We start from the raw sequence: 20,550 nt of genomic DNA, 5'->3' as shown, positions 1-20,550 counted from the left end.
GGTCACCATGCGCGGTGCGACGCATATGGGCTATTCAAGCGGCTGCGGCGGCCGTCGTGTGGGCGAGGTCGCGGGTTTCGCCCTCCCGGCCGTAGCGGGCGCGCTGGCCGCGAGCGTGCAATGGGTACAGGCGCCGGGATCGCGTGGACAGTCGGTCGGGGTGCTGCCCGTCGTGCTCGGAGAGCAGGTCATGAACCGGAATCCGGCGGCACCCACGGGTGCCGATCCGCTGCGCCATGGTGCGCAGTCGCCGGAGGACGGGGACGGCTTGCCTCAGTCGCTCGGGGCCAAGCTGGCCGAGCGGTGGTGAAGGTTCTCCACGGCCCTGACGAGTGTGAGGTTCGCGGTGGTCAGCGTGCGGACCAGCTCCTCCAGCTTGTCAACCCGCCTCTTCAATGACAGCAGTTCGGCGTCGAGCACTGACGACTCCATGATCATTCGTCCGCCGATCATGATCGGTTCACCTCCATCAAAACGGTACAAGCACATGGTGGGCGCCCGCTGCCGTCGCGCGACAGCGGCGAACGTCCCCGGTCGGCAGGACCAAAGGCACTGGCCGCACAGGCCCGGCGGGCGGACGTTCAGGGGGAAAGGAGGTGGCAGTGATCAGGCCGACCTGGAAGGACGCGCTGGCGGCAGTGGTCGCGGCGGCGAATCAGGTCAACCTCGGCCGGGTCCCCGGCGTCGTATCCGTTGTGGATCTTGCCAGGCTCAGGAGGCTGCGTGTCGCGGCCGCGGCCGTCACCCTGTTATTCACCCTCGGCGCCTTCGACCAGCTGAAGACGCCCGCCCTGCCGACGCCGGCACGCGCTGCCGCCTCAGTCGAGGAAATCGCCGACCGGCTGCGCGGGCGCCTCGACGACGACGTCACCTACGCCCACTACGTCGCCCTCCCCGACACTCCCTTTCTGGCTTGGTGCTGGCCAAAGAACATGGAGGCGCGGATGCCGCCCGACGGCGTGCCTGCCTACAGCGGCGAGCTGCTCTCTCCGGAGATAGTCGAGCCGCTGAAGGTGCGGTTCTGGATCACCTCTCCCGAGGCGGCGGTCCGCGCGGTCGCGGCGGCTCGCCGTGGGACCGAGGAGTGCGGCCACAGCAGCTCCGACGAGTTCGTGCTCAAAGACGTGGCCGGCTTCGACCAATGGGGGTGGCGCGGCATGCAGGCCCTGATCACCACGGATGCCTGGACGGAGGAGGGCGACTCGGGCGCCCAGGCGACGATCGTGGCCGCACGTGGTGGGCTGCTGGCAGAGGTGACGTGGGCCTGGCCGTTCGAAGCGGGCGGCGAGCCGGCTCGGCATGTGCTGCTGCAGGGTGCCATGTCGGCCACATCCGTGCTGGCCGCCATAGGCGGCGACCCTGCCCTGCCCGCACCCGCCGCCGCCATGGCGCCATCGGCCTCAGCCGCGATGGCCGCCGCCCTGCCGCCGCCGTCCGCGTACGGCAAGGACATGATGTCGTGGCCGGCCCCATGGGATGATCCCCGCTCGCACGAGTTGGTCTGCGGAGACTCCTTTTTCGAGCAGAACGCCTATGACGGCGCGCCCGCTGTCACCCGCCGCCTGATCGGTGAGGTCTCGGTTCGCGAGGACGTACTGTTCCTGCCCGACGAGCACGTAGCCGAACAGGCACGCACCCGGCCACTCAACTGGGGCGGCTCATGCCTCTCCGACGAGGGCAAGCAGCCCTACAGCATCAACCCCCGCCTCGAAGCCTTCACCCGGGGCCCGTGGACGGGCGAGATCAAGACCTTCGCCGTGCGGCGCCCCGACCCGCCGCACCGGCCCAAGGACAACTTCCGCCGCTCGGTCGCGCACGTCGCCATGGGCGTGCGCCGCGGCACGACCATGGTCTACCTCCGCTGGCAGGGACCGGCGGGAACCGACCCGGCCGCCGCCCTGCGCGCCGGCCGTGCCGCCCTCATCCGCACACTCGACCGCCTGCCCTCTGGGGGTTGATGTCATCTGTCGCGAAACCGTCAGTGAATCGGTCGCTTCAACGTTTGGTCTTCGCGTATTCCGCAGATGGCGGTGAGGTCGGCGTTTCGTCCTATGGCGGGCTGTGGCGGTGAGCTCGTGCTTGTCGAGCTCGGATTACTGGGCGGGCGCCTGCGCGAGAGACAGACTGTTGCCGTCCGGGTCGAGGACTTCCACGTGGCGCACGCCGTTGCCGTAGGTTTCCACGGGCTCGTGCTCGATGCCGTGCGCGGCGAGCCGGGCCACGATGTCGTCGAGGTCGGTCACGCCGAGCGTGATCATGGTGCCGCCCACCCGTGCGGCCCGTACGTGCCGGTCGTCGATGACGACCCACGCGTTCTCACCGACCTGCCACAGGTACTCCTCGCCGATGATCTCGTCCGCCGGCCGCCCGAAGAACACCTCGAACCACTTCTGCGATGCCGCCCGGTCACCCACGCACACGACGCTGTACAGGTCCACCGGAACCACTCCTTCCAGTCGTTTCGAGAGGGAGACCACTGCCGCGACTGAAACTCATCGGCGCCCGGCCAGGGCCATCCCGGGGGACTTGACCAGGAGGGCCCGTCGCGGGCGTAGACGTGCCGCAGTTGGACGGCGAGGTTCTACGGTTTCGGTGCGGTGTGTCGCCCTGATATCCGCGCTTGGGGTCTCACTCCTCCAGGCGGTTCAGTGCCTGCATGGCCTCGTGCTCAATGCGTGAAAGGTCGCTGAGGATGGTGCCTGCCTGCACGAGGCACTGCGCATCGCCTGATTCACCGGCTTTTGCGATCAGTGTTGCGGTTGCCGTCCACAGGGTGGCTGCCTCGGAGTACAGCTCGTGGCCGGTACGTAGGTGGCTGCTGTCGAGCAGTTCGGTGCATTCGGCGAGGAAGTCGCGGTAGAGGTTGCGGAACAGGGCGCCGCCGGTGCCGGCCTTCTCCATCAAGAGGGCGGCCTGCGGCAGGTCCCGCTGCGGGTTGTCAGTGCGCTGGAGCCATGTGCGTACCAGCTTGCCGGCCTTGTCAATGCCTCGGTGGCCGAGGTTGGCGATGGGCGGGTTGAGGAAGGCGTCGGCGCAGGCGGTGATGGCGGGAATGATCTGGCTCTGTGGGTGGGGCGGGTTCCTCGGAGCGGTGAGGGTGAAGGAGCGGTGCTTGGCGGACATCGGGCCGCGCGCGGCCCTGGCCTGGGCGAGGTTGGCCAGGCTGGTGGATACCGCTCCGCCTTGCTGGTCGGTGTCCACCAGGTAGGCGTCGTGGTCGTCATAGCCGTACATGGCGACGAAATGACCGCCGAAGTGGACCTTCGACCCGAAGTAGTCCAGGTAGTAGCTGTCGAGCTGCAGCCCGACGGGGTGGCCGGCGTCGATGGGGGCTACAACGTTCTCCCATGCCTTGCGGGGCGAGGCGGTTTCCTGGGCCAGGAGATCCAGCTTGAGGCTGGTGGCCAGGTTTCTGGTGAGGTCGAAAGGCTTGACCCGTCCCCCGAGGAAGGGAAAGCCCATGTTCTTGCTGTCCCAGTAGATGAAGGACAGGCCGGAGCCGAGGCCGAAGAGCATGGGCTCGGACAGATCGAGTCCTTGGTGTCGCAGCAGCACTCCCAGGGCTGTCGTCTCGCAGTGCTGCGTACCGCCGACATCGATGTCTATTGCCGTGGTCATGCCATGCTCTCCTGAACGAGGATGATCATCCGGGTCATCAGTTCTTCTTGCACGCCATCATGGTGGACTCTCCCACGGTGGGAGAGTCCACCGCTGTGCCCGGTGGGCCGGATGGACCAGTATCCGGCGTTCTCGTCGAGCAGCCGGGCGAAGATCGATGGGCTGTCGAAGCGCGGCATGCAGAGCCAGTCCACCGAACCGCCGGATGTGACCAGGGCCGCGGATCGGCCCGGTGCTCAAGGGAGCCTCATCATCCACTCGGCGAGGATCGCGGGGCTCGCGGCGCTGGGAGGGGAGGTGGCGGCTCGGCCGAGGTCTTGTGGTGGCGCAGCCGGATGGCGTACGCGAGTGCGGATGCGGCGAAGAGCACGCCGGTGACCAGCAGCCAGCGGCCGAGGTACGGGCTCGTGTCCAGCGCCGTTGACCGGTGGTAGTTGCCCTCGGCCAGCCGGAGAATGAGGGGGAACCAGATGAGGAGCAGCAGCCCGGACAGCGCGACCGGTACACGCAGGTAATTGATCGATGACGGCCAGGCGGAAGTGCCGGACGGTCGCCGGCGGCGACGCCACGGCCGCCGTTGCGCGGCGACGTCGGCGAGGGCGTACAGCGGGTACAGCAGAAGGTCGTGGATGACCGCGGCGCCGACGAACCACACCAGGAAGCCGACCCAGATGCCCGCGGCGACGACGCGGCCGGCGGCGTATCCGGCCAGGGCGAAGCAGGCGAGCAGCGCCAGCAGATGCAACGGGTCGGCCCCGTAGTGGGTGGCCAGCCTCCGGTACGAGCCGCGGATCCGGAAAGGCATGTCGTCACTCATTTCGCCGTCGGATGGAAGCTGAGTTCGCGGACCCATTTCGTGTTGTGGACGCCGGGGGCGTTCGGGACGATGATCCTGGCGGGATAGCCGTGGTCGAGGGACAGATCGGCGCCGTTGACCCGCAAGGCGAGCAGGGAACGGGGGTCGGCCACCTGGCCCGCGCTCAGCGACGCCCGGCTGAAGGAGCCGCCGCGTTGCAGGGATTCGACGAGCACCTCCGCCGTGCCGGGCGTCATCCCCGCCAGCCGGGCCAGATCGGCCAGCCGTACGCCCGTCCACGACTGTTCGGTGGACCATCCCTCCACGCACGCGATCGGCAGCGCGTAGGTGTGCAGCGGCATCGCCAGCAGTTCGGCGCGGCTCAGGCGCGCCGGATGCGGTCCGGCCAGCTCCAGCCTCCATGCCGGGCCGGTGTCCGCCAGGTGGACGCCCATGGCGGTGGCGGACTTGTTCACCTGGAAGTCGTTGGGGCCGGGGCCGTAGACCCGTCCGTGCGGGGCCAGGAGCGCGGTGCGGCGCAGTGGTCCGTCCAGGGTCTGGCCGGCGGACAGGCCGAGCGTGATCAGCGAGGCGCCGCCCACGAAGGCGAGCAGGCCCCGCCGGGACATGGTGGGCTCCGCCGGAGACGGGGGAACCAGGCCATCGGGATCGGGCGGCTCCGGCCGGGTGGCGTCCAGCCTGGTCCGCAGCTCACGGAGGAAGCTCCGCGATCGCAGCGATCGGACCATCTTCGGCAGCTTGAAGGCGACGTGGACGACGAAGGCCGCGAGGAAGATCCACGCCCCGTACAGGTGGGCCGGGTAGAAGGAGAACGGGAAGACGTAGAAGAGCTGGATGTTCAGGATGCCGGTGACGAACTCGAACAGCGCGCCGCCGACCAGGAGCAGCAGGCTGGCGCGCTCCACGGCTTCGGCGGGGGAGCGGGCCGGTGGCCAGGTGAACAGCTTGGGGATCACCGACCATAGCTTGGCCAGCAGCACTGAGGTCAACGTCAGCCCGAGGACGACGTGCACTCCCTGCGTGACCCGGTACAGCCAGGCCGGGTTTGTTGGCCAGTCGAACAGGTAGAAACCCAGCCATCCCTTTTCGGGGGTCGGGTCGTTGATGGGCAGCTGTGGATCGTAGGCGGCGTAGGACACCAGTCCTGTGATCGCGATGATCGGGATCCCGAACAGCAGGACGAGGCCGAAGACCGAGGTCAGCCATGGGCCGCGCAGCGGGCTGCGCCAGAACGCCGGCCGGAATGGGCCCGGTGGGGGATGGGCGCGCAGCCAAGCGTTGGCGTTTTGCCGATCTGACACCGAATCACCCCGAAACAAGCGCTCTGCCAAAAGCAGCTAAGGGCCAGTGGCCCTAAATAGGGCCGTTTATTCTGTTTGCCGGAAATACCCCTATTTGGAGTGGCGTAACTTGCCGTGTTTGGTGAGGAAGGCGGCCGCGACATGGTCAAGGGCGTGTGACGTTCAGTGCTCGCTGGAGGTTTGGGCCTAGCGTTGAGGCGGTGAAAGTACTGGTCACCGGCGCGGCTGGGTTCATCGGAAGTCATGTGGTCGAGGCGCTGCGGGCGGCCGGCCACGAGGTCACCGGCCTCGACCGCCGGGCAGGGGCCGGTCACGTGGTCGGTGACGTGCGCGACGCCGACGTGCTCGCGGGGTTGCTGCGCCGCGTCGACGCGGTGTCCCATCAGGCGGCAAAGGTAGGGCTCGGGTCCAGCGTCGCCGACCTGCCCGACTACACCTCGGTCAACGTTCACGGCACCGCCGTGCTGCTCGCCGCCATGGCGGAACACGGCGTGGGCCGCCTGGTCCTGGCCTCGTCGATGGTCGTGTACGGGGAGGGCGCCTACGACTGCCCGCGACACGGCCGGACCCGGCCGGGCCCTCGTGCTCGGGAGGATCTCGCCCGCGGCGCGTTCGAACCCCGCTGCCCGTGCTGCGGGGCGGAGCTGGCACCCGCCGCGATCGAGGAGGACGCGCCCCCAGAACCCCGTAACGTCTACGCGACCACCAAGCTCGCTCAGGAGCACCTGGCCGCCAACTGGGCGCGGGAGACCGGCGGCACGCCGATCGCGCTGCGCTACCACAACGTCTACGGCCCGAGGATGCCCAGGGACACGCCGTATTCAGGGGTCGCGGCGATCTTCCGTTCGGCTCTGGAGGCAGGCAGGGCACCTCGGGTGTTCGAGGACGGGCGCCAGCGGCGCGACTTCGTGCACGTGCGGGACGTCGCCCGCGCCAACCTCGCAGCCCTCGGCTCCCACGCTCCACCCGGAGCGCTGACCGCCTGCAACGTTGCCAGCGGCGAACCGCACACGATCGGGGAGATGGCCACCGCGCTCGCGGCCGCACATGGTGGTCCTGATCCGGTCACGACCGGCGAGTATCGCCTGGGCGACGTGCGGCACATCGTCGCCGCCGCCGACCGCGCCACGCGCGAACTCGGCTTCCGCGCGCGGATCGGCTTCGCCGAAGGAATGCGGGAGTTCGCCGTGGCGCCCCTGGGAACTGGCGATTTCTCTGAAGGCACGTGACCCTCTCATGGGGATCGTGCGCGTCCTGTGGCTCTAGCGTCGATCTATGAAGGTGGATGTGGTGCTGCCCTGCCTGAACGAGGAGGCGGCCCTGCCGTGGGTGCTCGGGCGGATGCCGGACGGCTTCCATCCGATCGTGGTCGACAACGGCTCGACCGATGGATCCGCACGGGTCGCCGCCAAGCTCGGTGCCACGGTGGTGACCGAACCCCGGCGCGGGTTCGGCGCCGCCTGCCATGCCGGGCTGGTGGCCGCGACCACGGACGTGGTCTGCTTCATGGACGCCGACGCGTCCCTGGACCCCGAACAGTTGCCGCTGGTGGCGGGGCCCGTCCTGGCCGGCGAGGCGGAGTTGGTCCTCGGCCGTCGCCTGCTCGGCCCCGGCGACCGGCGCTGCGGCTATCCCCTGGAGATGGTCCTGCGCGCGGCGTCCGCGGGCTGGCGGATAGGCGAGGTCGAGGTGAACTACCTGGCCCGGGCCGGCCGGTCGAAGGTGACCGGCACCGTACGCGGCACGCTGCGGGCCATCGGCGACATGCGCCGAGTCCTGGCCGGCCGAGAAGGAAGGGCCTGAGCGGGAGCGGCGACTTCTTACAGAGTGCGGACTTCTTACGGAGTGCGGACGAACCGTGCTGCCGCGGCCTCATGGGCGGTGGCCGGTGCGAGGCTGCGGAGCGTGAGCAGATACACGGTGTACGTAGGCGCGACACTCCTGGCGCTCGTCGCCGTCCTGGTCAGGATGGCGTTCGGGCGCCCTGGCCTGCTGCCGTGGTATCTGGTCGCGTGGGGGCTGTTCGTCGTGGCGCTGTGGCTGGCCAGGTCGGTGCCGGCGCGGCAGCGCGCGGTGCTGGTCGTCGCGGGCGGCGTCATCGTGACCGCTACCGGTCTGGTGGCACCGCCGAGCACCAGCACCGATTCCTACCGGTACGCGTGGGACGGCCGGGTGCAGGCGGCGGGCATCTCGCCCTATGACCATCCCCCCGCCGATCCGGCGCTGAGCCCGTTGCGTGATGGCTGGCTGTTCCCGGACGATTGTGACGCGCCCGATCGGGCCCGGGTCTCGCAAGGGGTGTGCACCCGGATCAACCGGCCCGCCGTACACACGATCTACCCGCCGCTGGCGGAGGGGTACTTCCTGCTGGTGCACTGGCTGACGCCGGAGGGTTCGCGGCACAAGGGGTTGCAGGTCGGCGGCGCGCTGATGGCGATCGCAGTGCTGCTGGCGTTGTGGCGATGGGCGGGCGCGGCCCGGGCCGCCTATTGGGCATGGTGTCCGGCCGTGCCCGCCGAGGCGGTGAACAACGCGCACATCGACATGCTGGGCGTGCTGCTCGTGGTGCTCGCCTTGTGCGTGGTCCGCGGCCGGGGGGCGCTGCTCGGCGCGGCCATCGCGGCCAAGCTGATCCCCGCGACCGCGCTGCCCGGCGCGCTGTCGGGGGTGCTCAAGGGCGGGGTGGCCTGGCGACGCATCGCCGCCGTCATCGTGCCCGCCGTCCTGGTGGTCGTACTGACCTATCTGCCCTATGTGCTCGTCTCGCGGGGCTCCGTGGTGGGCTACCTGTTGGGGTATGTCCAGGAGGAAGGGTACGAGGCGCCCTCGGCGAGGGGGCGGTATGCGGTGTTGCGGCTGGTGATGCCGGATTCGTGGGCGCCGTTCGCCGCGATACTGCTGCTGGCGTTGGCGGTGCTGTACGTACTGCGCTACGGAGATCCCGAGCGGGCCTGGGGTGGTGCGTTGCTGGTCAGCGGGTCGGTCCTACTGCTGTTCACGCCCGAGTACTCCTGGTACGCCCTGCTGGTGGTCGCGCTGGTCGCCATGGACGGCCGGTGGGAATGGCTGGGTGTGGCCTTGGCGGGAGCGGTCGGTTACCTCTTCGGCCCCGCGACGCTCGCCTACACGCTGGCGGCGCTGGCCGTGCTCGCGGGCTGGGTCGTACGCCGGGCCCGGCTCTCCCGCAAGGCCGTCGAGGTCGGAGCGGCGCGATGATTCGCCATGCCCGGCCCGTATTGTCCGCACTCCGTAAGAAATTGGTGCCGTAACGACCTTGTAAGAGTTGACGCAGGTCACAGCCCTTATCGTCAGAAGGCATGACGCAGATCGTGATCATTGCCAAGGAGCCGGTCGCGGGCCGGGTGAAGACCCGCCTGACCCCGCCGTACAGCCCGGCCCAGGCGGCTCGGCTGGCCGAGGCCGCGCTCGAGGACACCCTGCGCACCGTCGCGGCGACACCCGCCACCCAGCGGGTGCTGGCTCTGGACGGCCTGCCCGGCTGCTGGCTGCCCGCGGGCTTCGAGGTGATCCCCCAGCGCGGATCCGGTCTGGACGAACGCCTCACCGCGGCGTTCGCCGACGCCTATCGGCTCCGGCCGGAGCCGATGGTGCTGATCGGCATGGACACCCCCCAAGTAACCCCCGAACTACTGCACACGGCCATACACGGACTGAGCGAAGACGATGCCGTCTTCGGCCCCGCCACCGACGGCGGCTTCTGGCTGCTGGGGCTGCGCCGCCCCGATCCCGATCTGCTGCTCGGCGTGCCCATGTCGCAGCCCCACACCGGACGGGCGCAACTCCAACGCCTCAGCGAGGCGGGGCTGAGTGTGCGGCACCTGCCCGAACTGACCGACGTGGACACCGCCGCCGACGCCGCCCGGGTCGCCTCCGACGCGCCGGCCTCACGCTTCGCAAAGGCGCTCCACGAACTGGCGGCGGTCGCACTGCGATGATGGGCGAGATCTACGCCGACGCGCTGGCCGGAGCCGCCGCCGAGCTCGAGTACGTCGACGGCACCCGCACCCTCCTGGGGGCCACCCGCTGGTTCGAGCCCATCGAGGGCGACGAAACCATGCTGCGGCGGTGCACCGGGCCCACCCTGGACATCGGCTCGGGCCCAGGCCGGCTCACGGTCGCGCTCAACCGCCGCGGCGTCCCGGCCCTCGGCATCGACATCACCCCGCACGCCGTACACCTGACCCGCCGAGCGGGCGGCTTCGCCCTGCGCCGCAGCGTCTTCGACGAACTGCCCGGAAGCGGCCGCTGGGAGACGGCGCTGCTCGCCGACGGCAACATCGGGATCGGCGGCCATCCCGGCGTCCTGCTGCGCAGAGTCAGAGAGCTGGTACGCCCGGGTGGCCGGGCCATTGTCGAGGTCGACCCGCCGGGGGTGAGCAGCCGTGTCGACCGGGTACGGCTGCGCCGCGACGATGTCGTGGGCGACTGGTTCGCCTGGGCGGTGGTCTCCGCCGACGACATCAGGCGCACAGCCCGGCCAGGGGGCTTCGACGTGACCGACTGCTGGCCGGCGGCCGACCGCTGGTTCGCCGAGCTGCGCTAGATATGCTCACCACGGACTCGATCAACGGAATGCGGCCAGTGCGACCGGCTGCCACTTGCGCCACGTGGCAAGCCGTTCCTCATACTCGGCCGCGACCGGCTCGAGCGACTTGCCGAAGAAGATCCGGGTCGGCGGGTCGTCGGTGTCGGCCAACTCCAGGATCGGCCCGCGCGTCGCCTTCGGGTCACCGAGTTCCCACGCGATTTCGGTGTCCGCGCGGATCTCGGCGTAGGCCGGGTGCTCGGCACTGGTGCGGACGCTGCCGCCGCCGAAGTCGGTCGAATACGGGCCAGGCTCCAGACAGATCACGTCGATGCCGAAACGCGTGACCTCCTTGCGGAGCGACTCCGACAGCCCCTCCACCGCCCACTTCGAGGCGTGGTAGCCGCCGATGCCGGGGAACGCCCGGACGCCGCCCTCGCTGGTGACCTGAATGATCCGGCCGTGGCCTTGCGCGCGCAGCACGGGCAGGACCGCCTGCGTTACCCACAGGGTGCCGAAGAAGTTGGTCTCCATCTCGGCGCGGATCTCGCTCTCGGTCAACTCCTCGACCATGCCGAAATGGCCGTAGCCCGCGTTGTTGACCACCACGTCCAGCCCGCCGAAGTGCTCGGCCGCCTGCCGAACGGCGGCGAACACGGCGGCGCGGTCGGTGATGTCGAGCCGCAGGGGCAGTACGGCGTCGCCGTAATTCTCGGTGAGGGGACGCAGGTGGCCGAGGTCGCGTGCGGTGGCGGCGACCCGGTCGCCCCGCTCCAGGGCGGCCTCCGCCCACTCACGGCCGAACCCCTTCGATGTGCCGGTGATGAACCACGTCTTGGACATCGTCTTCACCTCTCTCCATTAGATACCTTTCGTAGTAACGGTAGCATGGACTGCATTAATTGCATGAGTGATACTCTTGCCGCATGGAAGGCAGGCGAGATCGGAAGAAGCGGCAGACCCGCGAACGGATCCAGGCTTCGGCACTGGAGCTGTTCACGTCGCACGGCTACCGCACCACGACCATCGCGGCGATCGCCGAACACGCGGACGTCGCGACGCGGACCGTCACGCTGCACTTCCCCACCAAGGAAGACCTGCTGTTCGCTGACGACCCGTTCGCCCCGCAGTCATTGGCCGCCCGCCTCGACACCCGGCCCGGCGACACCCTCGACGCCGTCGGCGAGTGGATGCGCGACACGATGCACGCCCTCGACGAACACGACGCCGACCAGGGCCGCAAACCGGGCGAGACCTGGTCTCTTCGCGTCAAACGCGCCACCCTGATAGCCGAGGACGAGGACCTCCGCGGTAGCGCCCGCGCGAGCTACTACGCACTGGAACGCCTGATCGCCACCGCCATCGGCAAGGACCTGGGCCTACCGCCCAACGCGCTGGCCCCGCGCCTGACCGCGTACACCGTGGTGGGCGGCCTGCGCGAGCTGTACATGACCCACGAGGCCCACCGCCGCGACGCCGCTACCGAGGAGCTGCTTCCCCTGGTCGACCGCGTACTCGACGTCGCCCGCGCGGGCCTGACCGAGCTCACGGCCAAACCCCTGTCGGCTCAATAGCCGGGACGCCGGGGCGGCTATCGCGTCGTCACCCCGGCAGGGTTCGAGAAGTTCTTCGAACCGACCGGTCCGGGAAAGCGTGCGGTGGACAGCCGTCTCAGCCCATGATCTGTCGGTCGAGCTCGATGAGCGCGACGTGCCGCTCCTCGCTGCGGGAGTAGGGGCCGCCGATGTACTTCGTGGAGATCCGGTCGATGACCTCCCAGGCGGCGTCGCCCTCGAGCCACTCGACGACCCTGCCGCGGACGATGACCGGCTGGAACGGGTTGTCGGCCGGCGTCAGGGAGAGCGCGACCCGCGGGTCGCGCCGCAGGTTGCGGGCCTTGCGGGTACCTGGGCCGGTGAGGATCGCGACTCTGTCGCCCTCCGTGCCGATCCAGACCGGAACGGAGTGGGGAGCGCCGTCGGGGAGGAGGCTGGCAAGGTGGGCGATCGAGGTGCCGTCGAGGACGCGGCGGATGTCGGGGTCGAGCATCGGGATCATCTCCTGTGAAGTCTGTGCTGGCTCTGGGTGGGTTTGTAGCGGGGCGGCCGGCGGATGTCTCCGCGGTGTCGGGTGGTGAGGATCAGCGCTCGACCTCGTAGTGGAGATGGGTGACGCCCGGCGCCGGGACGGCTTCGACCAGGCGCAGGCGTACGTGCTCGGGCAGCGCCTGGAAGAAGGGGCGGCCGCCGCCGAGCAGGATCGGCACCTGGTGGAGGATCACCTCGTCGACGAGCCCCGCCTTCAATGCCTCGGTCGCGACGCCGCCGCCCATGAGGCCGACGTCCCTGCCATCGGCGGCCTCGCGAGCCGCCGCGACCGCGTCCTCGATGCCGGTGGTGACCAGGGTCTGCCGTTCGGTCATCTCCGGCGCCGCCCGATGGCTGAGGACGAACAGCCGGGCCGTCGGGTGCGGGCTGCCGCCGCCGAAATGGTCGGAGTCCTCATAGGTGTTGCGCCCCGTCACGATCGCACCCACGCGTCCGGCGAGGGCATCGAAGACCCGGGCACTGGGCTCGCTCAGCCGGAACCCGTCGAACACCTGACTGGGCGTGTCGCCATCGAAGTACCAGTCGAAGAGCATCGTTCCGTCGCCCAGTCCGCGCCCGGCGCCCGGGTCGCGCCCGGTGAGGTAACCGTCGACCGACACCGCGTGGGCGCTGAAGACCTTGCTCATCTTGTGACTCCCTTTTGGGTTCCTTGAAGAGACTCTAATAGCGTAGCGCGATGAGTTCCGTAAAGGAACCCCAATTGCTAGACTGATGTCATGCAACGCACGAATTTCGGGGAGATGGCCTGCTCCATCGCGCGCACCCTCGACGTGATCGGAGAGCCTTGGTCGCCGCTGATCCTGCGTGACGTATGGGTGGGCATGAGTCGCTTCGACCAGCTCCAGGCCGACCTCGGGATCTCGCGCAAGGTGCTGACCGAGCGGCTCAACCACCTCGTCGACCAGGGCGTTCTCGAGCGCCATCCCTACGACAACCGGCCGCGCTATGAGTACCGCCTGACGGCGAAGGGTGTGGAGCTGGTCGACCTGCTCATGGTCATGGTCGGCTGGGGGGACAAGTGGCTCGCCGGCGAGGCCGGGCCGCCGGTGCTCTACCGCCATCACGCGTGCGGCGAGATCAGCCACGTCGACCTGCGCTGCGCCCACTGCGGCGAGCCGATGCACGCCGGCGACATCGACCTGCTGCCAGGCCCAGGCGCAGCCGCGTGATCGTGGCGGCCCTCCACAGCTCCTCGGCAGCCATGAAGACGTCGCAGTAAAGCTTCGCGTGCTAATTTGGCCACATGACCAACTTGGGCGATCGGCCAAGTTCAGTGCGCGGGGATCGGCGCCGGGAGCAACTGGTGGATGCCGGGATCGCGCTGCTGTGTGAGCGCGGATGGCCGGCCGTCACCACGCGCGGCGTGGCCGAGCGCGCGGACTCCCGTCCTGGCCTGATCCACTATCACTTCGGCGGCCTGCCCGGCCTGCACGCGGCGATCGCCAGGCGTGCCGCGGATCTGATCATCAACCCGCTGGTCGCCGAGCTCCTCGGCGCGATGGACGAGCGGGCGGCACTTGTCGTGGTCCGGCAACTGCTGCCACAGGCCACCGGTGATGAGCGGACGACCCGGCTGGCGGTGGAGCTGATCGCGGGGGCGATGCGCGACCCGGTCCTGGGGGAGGTTCTCCGGGACCAGTTGCGGGAGGCCCGCGTGCAGATCGCCGACCGTATCGGGCAACTCCACCCCGGCTGGCCGCCCGCACGGCTGATCGGCGCGGCCACCTTGATCGCCGCGTCGATCGACGGGCTGATGCTGCACTACATGCTCGACCCCGGCATGCCGGTCGGCGAGGCATTGGACGCGGTGGGGGATCTGCTGGGAGAGGGGCGGGCATGAGGGTTCTCATATGCGGTGGCGGCGTCGCCGGCTTGACGCTGGCGTACTGGTTACGTCGCCGCGGATTCGAGCCGGTGGTCGTGGAGCGCGCCTCGCACGGCCGCTTGGGCGGCTATGGCATCGACTTCTTCGGCACCGGCTACGACGTCGCCACCCGCATGGGCATCATCGACCGGCTGGCGCCACACCAGTTACCGGTCGACTCGGTCGACTTCGTCGACGCGTCCGGCAAGGCCACCGCCCGGCTGACGAACGAGCTGCTGGCCAAGGTCATCCAGGGGCCGCACCTGGGGCTGATGCACAGCGGTCTTGAGGGAGCGCTCCTCGACGTGGTCCAGGATGACGTGGAGATCCGCTACGGGGACACCGTCATCGCGGTACGCGACACCGCTGCCGCCGTCGAGGTCGACTTCGCCGGAGGTGACACGGAGGCGTTTGACCTGCTGGTGGGTGCCGACGGGATCCACTCGGTCACACGAGGGCTGGTCTTCGGCCCCGAAGCCGAGTTCGCGCGCTATCTCGGTTGCCATCTGGCCTCCTACGCGGTGCCGGATCGCTACGACCTTGGACGGATCCGGGCACATTACACGGAGCCCGGCCGGCAGGCCGTCGTTTATCCCACCGGGCGTACCGGCGAGCTGATCGCCTTGCTGCTGTTCAAGGCGCCCTACGGCGGGAGCGTCCCGCGTGGGCGGCGACTGGATCTGCTCCGCGCGACCTTCGACGGCATGGGATGGATCACGCCGTCGCTGCTGGCCGACGCCCCGTCCGGCGAGGCCGTCTTCATGGACACGATGACCCAGATCGTGATGCCCACCTGGCACCACGGCCGGGTGGCTCTGATCGGCGACGCGTGCGGCTGCATGACCATGGTGTCAGCGCAGGGCGTGTCGATGGCGATGGCCGGCGCCTACATCCTGGCCGAAGCACTGCACACCCAAGGCGACCACGCGCGCGCGTTCCGCAGCTATGAGGAGCGGATGCGCCGTGAGGTGACCCGGCGGCAACGCAACGCGCTGTTCTTCGCCCGGTCACTGGTGCCCGGCACCCGGACCGGTCTGATCGCGCAGAACCTCATCAGCCGACTCATCATGCGCGACGCGTTCGCGCCCGTGCTGCGCCGCCAGTTCGGCGTCGGCACCATCTTGCCGCCGCAGGACGCCATAACCGCCATCGACTTCAGAAGGGACTGACCCATGCAGATCATCAAAAAGCCCAGCCCGCCGACCGGGCTGCGTCGCAGGCTGTGGCGGCTCCCCATCCGGCTGTACCGGATCGGGCTGGGCCCGCTGCTGGGCCGCCGGATCATGCTGCTCGCCCACATCGGCCGCGTCTCCGGCCGGCAGCGCCAGGCCGTCATCGAGGTCATCGAACACGGAGAGCACGGCTACGTGGCCGCCTCTGGATTCGGAGCGGAGGCTGACTGGTACCAGAACGTCATGAAGACCCCGGAGATCACCATCCAGATCGGTGGCCGGACCCTCCAGGTGACCGCCACTCCGCTGCCCGCCGACGAAGGCGCGGAGATCATGGCCAGGTACGGGCCCCGGCACCCCGCCGCCGCCCGCCAGCTCTGCAGGATCATGGGCTTCGCGATCGACGGCAGCGCGGAGGACTACCAGGAGGTCGGTCGGCGCATCCCGTTCGTGCGGTTCGCGCCACGCGCCTGCTGACCAGGTCACGGAGAACAGCACCGATCACCGCAGGACATCTCCCGCCATGTCAGTAGCCGGCCAGGTCACGTCGCTGGAACGCGGCGACACCGACCAGAGCGAGCGCTATCGCGACGGCGGTCAACCAGAGCAGCGGCGCGGCGCTCACCTCGCCACCGGGCACCTGGGGGAGGTGAGCGAAGGGCGACAGGCTCCTGATCCAGTCATCGAGCTGGAGCAGCTCGCCGAGCTGGGCGAGCAGGGCGAAGGCCACCAGAGCCGCCCAGGCCAGTGCGGTCAGCCGGGGCAGCAGGCCGAACAACAGCATCGCGATCCCGGCCGGCACCCACGCCGCGGGCACCTGTACCCAGGCCGCGCCCAGCAGCCGGAGGACCTGCTCGCCAACCTCGCCCGTTCGCACGCCATGAGCCAGCCCGGCCGCCAGGCCGCCGGCTGTGATGATGATCGGGGTGCCGCCCAGAGCGATGACCAGGTGGCTGAGCGTCCACCGCCAGCGGGGTACGGCCGCCGCCAGCACAGGCTCGGCTCGGATGCCGGCCTCTTCGCCCTGCAACCGCAGTGTGGCCTGTACGGCGAAACCGCCCACGGCCAGGCCGAGCAGCCCCATCACGGCGGCCAGGAAGGTGTCCACCAGCGCCCCCGCGCCGCCTATCCGCTCCAGGATCGCCGCGAGCTGAGGGTTGTCGTTGACGATGTCGCCCACGCTTTGGGCCAGCGAGCCGAACATGGCCCCGCCGATCGCGAAGCCGATCATCCAGCCCAGCAGCCCGCCCCGTTGCAACCGCCACGCCAGCGCCAGCGCACTGGCCAGGCTCGGCGCCGCATCCGATGGGCCGAGCCGGGGCGGCAGCAGGCCAGCGCCCACATCTCGCCGCCTGGCCGGCAGCGCGGCCAGTCCGACCAGGAGGAGTCCGGTCAGCGCCAGCAGGCCGACCACCCACCAGCGTTCGCCGGCGAAAGCTCGTACCCGCTGAGCCCAGCCCAACGGCGACAGCCACGCCAGTGTCTCAACACCGGCGGCGTCACCCGAAGCCCGCAGCAGGTAGGCCAGGCCGAGTACCGAGATGGCCAGCCCGTTGGCGGTGCGGGCATGCTCGGTCACCTGCGCGGCCACCACGGCGATGCCGGTGAACACCCACCCGGTGCCGCCCACCGCGAGCCCGAACCCGAGCGCGCCGGAGCCGGGAAGTCCTTGGCCGATCAGAGTCACGGTGAGGAGGAAAGCGATGAGGAGGTTGGCGCCACCTGCCACGATCACCGCGGCCGCCGGGATCGCGTGGCGGCCGACCGCGCAGGCCCCGATCAGTTCGGCGCGGCCGGTCTCCTCCTCCGCGCGGGTGTGCCTGGTCACCACCATGATGCTCATCAAGCCGACCAGGCCGGTGGCCAGAGTGGTCGCTCGCCAGGCGGTCAGACCGCCCACCGATGTCGCGTCGAAGACCGGGCCGGTGAGCGCCTGCAGCGCGGGGGTCGAGCCGATGGTGACGCCCAGGGCGACACGCTGTGCCATGCCGGGGTAGAGCTCGCCGATCGCCGAGGCGGTGGCCGCGATGGCGCCCGTGATCATCATGATCCAGACCGGCAGGAGGAGGCGGTCACGGCGCAACGCCAGCCGTACCAGCGCGAACGTGCCCGTCATGACGCGCTCTGATAGTGCCGCAGAAACAGCTCTTCCAGGGTGGGCGGTTGGCAGGTCAGGCTGCGTACGCCCGCGTCGGTGAGTAGTCGCAGCGCGCCGCCGAGCCGGTCGGCCTCGACCTCGAAGCGCACGCGGGAGCCGCTGACGGCCAGCTCGTGCACGCCCGCCAGCTCGGCCAGGCCGTCAGGGATCCGGTCGAGCTCGGCGGTGATGGAGCTGCGGGTCAGGTGGCGTAACTGCTCCAGAGTGCCGCTCTCGACGGCTCGGCCGTCGCGGACGATGGTGACCCGGTCGCACAGGGCCTCGACCTCGGACAGGATGTGGCTGGACAGCAGCACCGTACGGCCGTTGCCGCGCTCCTCGGTGACGCACTCGCGGAAGGCGGCCTCCATCAGCGGGTCGAGCCCGGCGGTCGGTTCGTCCAGCAGCAACAGCTCCACATCGGAGGCCAGAGCCGCGACGAGAGCCACCTTCTGCCGGTTGCCTTTGGAGTAGGCGCGGCCCTTCTTGGTCGGGTCGAGGTCGAAGAGCTCCAGCAGCGCCTTCTTGCGCCGCTGGTCGAGCCCGCCGCGTAGGCGCCCGAGCAGGTCGATGGCCTCGCCGCCGGACAGCGTCGGCCAGAGCACGACGTCGCCGGGTACGTAGGCCAGGCGCCGGTGCAGCTCGACCGCGTCGCGCCATGGGTGGCCACCGAGGAGTTCGGCGTGGCCGGAGCCGGCCCGCAGCAGACCGAGCAGGATACGCAGGGTGGTGGTCTTGCCCGCGCCGTTCGGGCCGAGGAAGCCGTGGACCTCGCCCGTGTCCACGGTGAGGTCGAGTCCGTCCAGGGCGCGCACGCGCCCGAAGCTCTTGGTTAGTCCGCTGATGAGGATGGCAGGATTGCCCGACATGGGCGCCTCCCTGAAGCCGGTCCGATATGACGTTGCCGACCAGACTTCCCGGCGCTCCACGATCGACGTTAACAGCACCGATCCCTCCACACCAGATGCATTTCCGCGAATCCGTTGAACCGTCCGGCGAACTTTCCTGAGTCCGGCGATCAGATGTGTCGCCGACGCCGGGAACGCTCAGTCGCCCTGCGTGACCAGCAATCTGGATGTTGAGCTCTCCCACCGGCCGACCTCGGGGCAGAGGGCTCCTGCTGAACCGGGACCAAAGACTCGGCGACGAGGGACGTTCGCCCATGCTGGCCACAAGGCCCAAAGAGCATCGTTGCGGGGGAGAGGTGAGAGGAGACCGCCATGTCCGTCAAGGTCAGGGACGTCATGAGGAACGTCGCCATCGCGGTTCTGGAGGACGCGTCGTTCGCCGAGATCGTACGCACGATGCGGCGATACGCCGTCGGAGCGGTCAGCGTGGTCGACGCTGATTGCCGGCCTGTGGGGGTCGTTTCCGAAGACGATCTGCTGCTCAAGGAGGTGGACCCGGTACGGCACGGCGTCTCGATCTTCGAGAGCCGCAAGCGGCGCGAGGAACACGAGAAGGCAGCCGCGGTCACCGCCTCCACGCTCATGAGCACGCCCGCGATCACCGTGACCCCGGGAGCCCCGGTTCGCGACGCGGCGCGGTTGATGCACGAGAAACGGATCAAGCAACTGCCGGTGATCGACGCGGTCACCGGGCGCATCGTCGGCACCCTGCGCCAGTCGGACGTGCTGCGTGTCTTCACCTGGTCCGCGGGCCAGCTGGAGAGGGATGTCCAAGCTGTGATCGGTGACCTGAAGCCGGTGTCCGTCAGTGTCTCCGGCGGAGTGGTGACGGTCAGCGGCCGGGTGGCGCGCGGTTCCCAGGCCGTCCAACTGGTGGAGGAGATCCGCCGGGTGGAGGGCGTGATCGACGTCGTCTCCGAGCTCACCTACGACAAAGACGACCTCCTCATCGTCCCGCCGCTCTTGTAGGCGCGGACACCGCCTCCGACAGCCGACATGTGGCCGAACGTGCTGCCGACTCTCGACTGTTCCCGAAGACTGAGCGGGAGTCCTGCCGATCGCGACGGCGGCGGCATGTCCCACACTGACCCTCACCGACAGTGACCGTCATGGCTTGAACAGCCGGAAGGTGTGTTCCAGATCAAAGACGCTGTCGGGCAGGCATGGATCCTTAACGGGGGGCTCCGTGGCCGGCCCATGCGATGTCGTCAACCGCCAGAAATGGCTCGTCGGCCACGGTCGCGGGGGTTACCCCGGTGAACGCCACCACGTCGCGATGCAGGTGGGACTGGTCGGCGTAGCCGCCGTCGGCCGCGACTCGGGCCGCTCCTTCACCCGCGACCAGGCGGTGGGCGGCGTGGTCGAAGCGGACCAGCTTCACGGCGCGCTTGGGCGGCAGGCCGAGCTGCGACCGGAACCGGGACCACAGGCGTTTACGGCTCCATCCGACCTCGCCCGCAAGTCCGTCGACCCGGACCAGGCCCCGGCCGCCGACGATCCGGTCCCAAGCCCAGGCCACCTCCGGGTCTACCGGCGGCCCCGCCTCATGCCGGCGCGCGAGCAGCGCGTCCGTCAACGCGAAGCGATCCTGCCAGGAGGAGACATCGCCCAGTCGCTCACGGATCCGTGACGCCTCCCGGCCCCACAGGTCATCGAGGGCCACCACGGCACCGTCGAGGTCGGCGGGGGAGACGCCCAGAACCGCGCGTGCGATCACCGGGGACAGCCGCACCTGCACACACTCGACATTCTCCCCCCGCGCCCAGACCGCGCCGCCGGACCCGAGCCCGGGCCCGGCGACGACGCTTCCCCGCTGCTGCCGCCCGGCGGCATAGTCCAGGACGGGCGAACCGGTGCCGAACTCCACAAGCAGCGTCACAGCCGGGTGCGGGACCATCCGGAGCGCGTCCAGGTCACGGACACGGAACCCGGCCATGGTGACACCGGCCACCCGGCTGGGCCGCTGCGGGCATGCGACATCCCACATAGCCGCACCGTGCACGAACGTACGCACCGCACCATGCTACGCGGGCCGGCTGAAGGACATTCGTCCAATCCACCGCCGCGCACCAGCGGCGA

General features: G+C 69.6%; 24 protein-coding genes and 1 pseudogene. 13 read left to right on the top strand and 12 right to left on the bottom strand.

All coding sequences use genetic code 11. From position 1 onward, the window contains the following. Positions 1 to 25: 25 nt before the first annotated feature. A complete protein-coding gene (locus KLK06_RS48605; RefSeq protein WP_214642555.1) occupies positions 26 to 310 on the top strand; it encodes a hypothetical protein in 285 nt (94 codons plus the stop codon). Here KLK06_RS48605 and KLK06_RS48600 read toward each other — a convergent pair. Then, positions 274 to 453 (bottom strand): hypothetical protein, encoded by a 180-nt coding sequence (locus tag KLK06_RS48600; RefSeq protein WP_214642554.1) that lies wholly within the window; start codon positions 451 to 453, stop codon positions 274 to 276. The two genes, KLK06_RS48605 and KLK06_RS48600, sit on opposite strands and share 37 nt — an antisense overlap. Positions 454 to 602: 149 nt before the next feature. On the opposite strand from KLK06_RS48600, the gene KLK06_RS48595 reads away from it, so the two are divergent. Continuing rightward, positions 603 to 1,958 (top strand): hypothetical protein, encoded by a 1,356-nt coding sequence (locus tag KLK06_RS48595; RefSeq protein ID WP_214642553.1) that lies wholly within the window; start codon positions 603 to 605, stop codon positions 1,956 to 1,958. 135 nt (positions 1,959 to 2,093) lie between these two features. Here the strand turns inward: KLK06_RS48595 and KLK06_RS48590 are convergent, their stop codons facing one another. The 5 genes and pseudogenes from KLK06_RS48590 to KLK06_RS48570 all read right to left on the bottom strand — a co-directional run bounded on the left by KLK06_RS48590 (position 2,094) and on the right by KLK06_RS48570 (position 5,736). After that, positions 2,094 to 2,438 (bottom strand): VOC family protein, encoded by a 345-nt coding sequence (locus KLK06_RS48590; protein ID WP_214642552.1) that lies wholly within the window; start codon positions 2,436 to 2,438, stop codon positions 2,094 to 2,096. A 190-nt stretch (positions 2,439 to 2,628) separates the two neighbouring features. Continuing rightward, positions 2,629 to 3,618 (bottom strand): BtrH N-terminal domain-containing protein, encoded by a 990-nt coding sequence (locus tag KLK06_RS48585; RefSeq protein WP_214642551.1) that lies wholly within the window; start codon positions 3,616 to 3,618, stop codon positions 2,629 to 2,631. Continuing rightward, a pseudogene (locus KLK06_RS62000) lies at positions 3,615 to 3,836 on the bottom strand (trehalase-like domain-containing protein); the annotation flags it as partial. The pseudogene KLK06_RS62000 and the gene KLK06_RS48585, both read right to left, overlap by 4 nt. Positions 3,837 to 3,868: 32 nt before the next feature. After that, positions 3,869 to 4,423 (bottom strand): hypothetical protein, encoded by a 555-nt coding sequence (locus KLK06_RS48575; RefSeq protein WP_214642549.1) that lies wholly within the window; start codon positions 4,421 to 4,423, stop codon positions 3,869 to 3,871. 8 nt (positions 4,424 to 4,431) lie between these two features. After that, positions 4,432 to 5,736, bottom strand: a complete 1,305-nt coding sequence (locus tag KLK06_RS48570; protein WP_308168776.1) for a molybdopterin-dependent oxidoreductase — start codon at positions 5,734 to 5,736, stop codon at positions 4,432 to 4,434. A 200-nt stretch (positions 5,737 to 5,936) separates the two neighbouring features. Between KLK06_RS48570 and KLK06_RS48565 the strand changes: the two genes are divergently transcribed. From KLK06_RS48565 to KLK06_RS48545, 5 genes are all read left to right on the top strand, one after another. Then, the gene (locus tag KLK06_RS48565) at positions 5,937 to 6,965 is read left to right on the top strand and encodes an NAD-dependent epimerase/dehydratase family protein (RefSeq protein WP_214642548.1); all 1,029 of its coding nucleotides are present in this window, start codon (positions 5,937 to 5,939) and stop codon (positions 6,963 to 6,965) included. 46 nt (positions 6,966 to 7,011) lie between these two features. Continuing rightward, positions 7,012 to 7,539, top strand: a complete 528-nt coding sequence (locus tag KLK06_RS48560; RefSeq protein WP_214642547.1) for a glycosyltransferase family 2 protein — start codon at positions 7,012 to 7,014, stop codon at positions 7,537 to 7,539. A gap of 102 nt (positions 7,540 to 7,641) precedes the next feature. After that, entirely contained in the window at positions 7,642 to 8,952 is a 1,311-nt protein-coding gene (locus tag KLK06_RS48555) for a glycosyltransferase 87 family protein (RefSeq protein WP_214642546.1), read from the top strand. A gap of 101 nt (positions 8,953 to 9,053) precedes the next feature. Continuing rightward, positions 9,054 to 9,692 (top strand): TIGR04282 family arsenosugar biosynthesis glycosyltransferase, encoded by a 639-nt coding sequence (locus KLK06_RS48550; protein ID WP_214642545.1) that lies wholly within the window; start codon positions 9,054 to 9,056, stop codon positions 9,690 to 9,692. Beyond that, positions 9,689 to 10,300 (top strand): bifunctional 2-polyprenyl-6-hydroxyphenol methylase/3-demethylubiquinol 3-O-methyltransferase UbiG, encoded by a 612-nt coding sequence (locus tag KLK06_RS48545; protein WP_214642544.1) that lies wholly within the window; start codon positions 9,689 to 9,691, stop codon positions 10,298 to 10,300. The genes KLK06_RS48550 and KLK06_RS48545 overlap by 4 nt, the downstream gene beginning before the upstream one ends. 21 nt (positions 10,301 to 10,321) lie before the next feature. Here the strand turns inward: KLK06_RS48545 and KLK06_RS48540 are convergent, their stop codons facing one another. Then, a complete protein-coding gene (locus KLK06_RS48540; protein WP_214642543.1) occupies positions 10,322 to 11,125 on the bottom strand; it encodes an SDR family NAD(P)-dependent oxidoreductase in 804 nt (267 codons plus the stop codon). Between the two features lie 83 nt (positions 11,126 to 11,208). Here KLK06_RS48540 and KLK06_RS48535 point away from each other — a divergent pair, with 83 nt between their 5' ends. Continuing rightward, a complete protein-coding gene (locus tag KLK06_RS48535) occupies positions 11,209 to 11,856 on the top strand; it encodes a TetR/AcrR family transcriptional regulator (protein ID WP_214642542.1) in 648 nt (215 codons plus the stop codon). A 97-nt stretch (positions 11,857 to 11,953) separates the two neighbouring features. Here KLK06_RS48535 and KLK06_RS48530 read toward each other — a convergent pair whose 3' ends face one another. Continuing rightward, positions 11,954 to 12,340 (bottom strand): TIGR03618 family F420-dependent PPOX class oxidoreductase, encoded by a 387-nt coding sequence (locus KLK06_RS48530; protein ID WP_214642541.1) that lies wholly within the window; start codon positions 12,338 to 12,340, stop codon positions 11,954 to 11,956. Positions 12,341 to 12,422: 82 nt separating this feature from the next. Next, positions 12,423 to 13,016 carry a dihydrofolate reductase family protein gene (locus tag KLK06_RS48525; RefSeq protein ID WP_214642540.1) on the bottom strand — a complete coding sequence of 198 codons (594 nt, stop codon included), beginning with the start codon at positions 13,014 to 13,016 and terminating at the stop codon, positions 12,423 to 12,425. A 90-nt stretch (positions 13,017 to 13,106) separates the two neighbouring features. On the opposite strand from KLK06_RS48525, the gene KLK06_RS48520 reads away from it, so the two are divergent. From KLK06_RS48520 to KLK06_RS48505, 4 genes are all read left to right on the top strand, one after another. Continuing rightward, complete coding sequence (locus KLK06_RS48520) at positions 13,107 to 13,559, top strand: helix-turn-helix domain-containing protein (protein ID WP_214642539.1); 453 nt, start codon at positions 13,107 to 13,109, stop codon at positions 13,557 to 13,559. Between the two features lie 74 nt (positions 13,560 to 13,633). Beyond that, positions 13,634 to 14,230: a TetR/AcrR family transcriptional regulator gene (locus tag KLK06_RS48515; protein ID WP_214642538.1), complete on the top strand. Its 597-nt coding sequence runs from the start codon at positions 13,634 to 13,636 to the stop codon at positions 14,228 to 14,230. Further along, a complete protein-coding gene (locus tag KLK06_RS48510) occupies positions 14,227 to 15,423 on the top strand; it encodes an FAD-dependent monooxygenase (RefSeq protein WP_214642537.1) in 1,197 nt (398 codons plus the stop codon). The genes KLK06_RS48515 and KLK06_RS48510 overlap by 4 nt, the downstream gene beginning before the upstream one ends. A 3-nt stretch (positions 15,424 to 15,426) precedes the next feature. After that, positions 15,427 to 15,903 carry a nitroreductase family deazaflavin-dependent oxidoreductase gene (locus tag KLK06_RS48505; protein WP_214642536.1) on the top strand — a complete coding sequence of 159 codons (477 nt, stop codon included), beginning with the start codon at positions 15,427 to 15,429 and terminating at the stop codon, positions 15,901 to 15,903. A 49-nt stretch (positions 15,904 to 15,952) separates the two neighbouring features. On the opposite strand, the gene KLK06_RS48500 is transcribed toward KLK06_RS48505, so the two are convergent. Continuing rightward, a complete protein-coding gene (locus tag KLK06_RS48500) occupies positions 15,953 to 17,542 on the bottom strand; it encodes an ABC transporter permease (RefSeq protein WP_214642535.1) in 1,590 nt (529 codons plus the stop codon). Beyond that, complete coding sequence (locus KLK06_RS48495; RefSeq protein ID WP_214642534.1) at positions 17,539 to 18,432, bottom strand: ABC transporter ATP-binding protein; 894 nt, start codon at positions 18,430 to 18,432, stop codon at positions 17,539 to 17,541. Before KLK06_RS48495 ends, KLK06_RS48500 begins: the two co-directional genes overlap by 4 nt. A gap of 351 nt (positions 18,433 to 18,783) precedes the next feature. Between KLK06_RS48495 and KLK06_RS48490 the strand changes: the two genes are divergently transcribed. Then, entirely contained in the window at positions 18,784 to 19,440 is a 657-nt protein-coding gene (locus KLK06_RS48490) for a CBS domain-containing protein (RefSeq protein WP_214642533.1), read from the top strand. 202 nt (positions 19,441 to 19,642) lie between these two features. Here KLK06_RS48490 and KLK06_RS48485 read toward each other — a convergent pair whose 3' ends face one another. Further along, on the bottom strand, positions 19,643 to 20,458 hold the full coding sequence (locus KLK06_RS48485; protein WP_250907182.1) for a helix-turn-helix domain-containing protein: 816 nt from the start codon (positions 20,456 to 20,458) through the stop codon (positions 19,643 to 19,645). Between the last annotated feature and the right edge of the window lie 92 nt (positions 20,459 to 20,550).

The sequence above is a fragment of the Nonomuraea sp. NEAU-A123 genome (assembly GCF_018603905.1).
In the GTDB taxonomy this organism is placed as follows: Bacteria; Actinomycetota; Actinomycetes; order Streptosporangiales; family Streptosporangiaceae; genus Nonomuraea.
The sequence above is the reverse complement of the archived record's forward strand: the minus strand, read 5'-3'. Positions and strand labels throughout refer to the sequence as shown.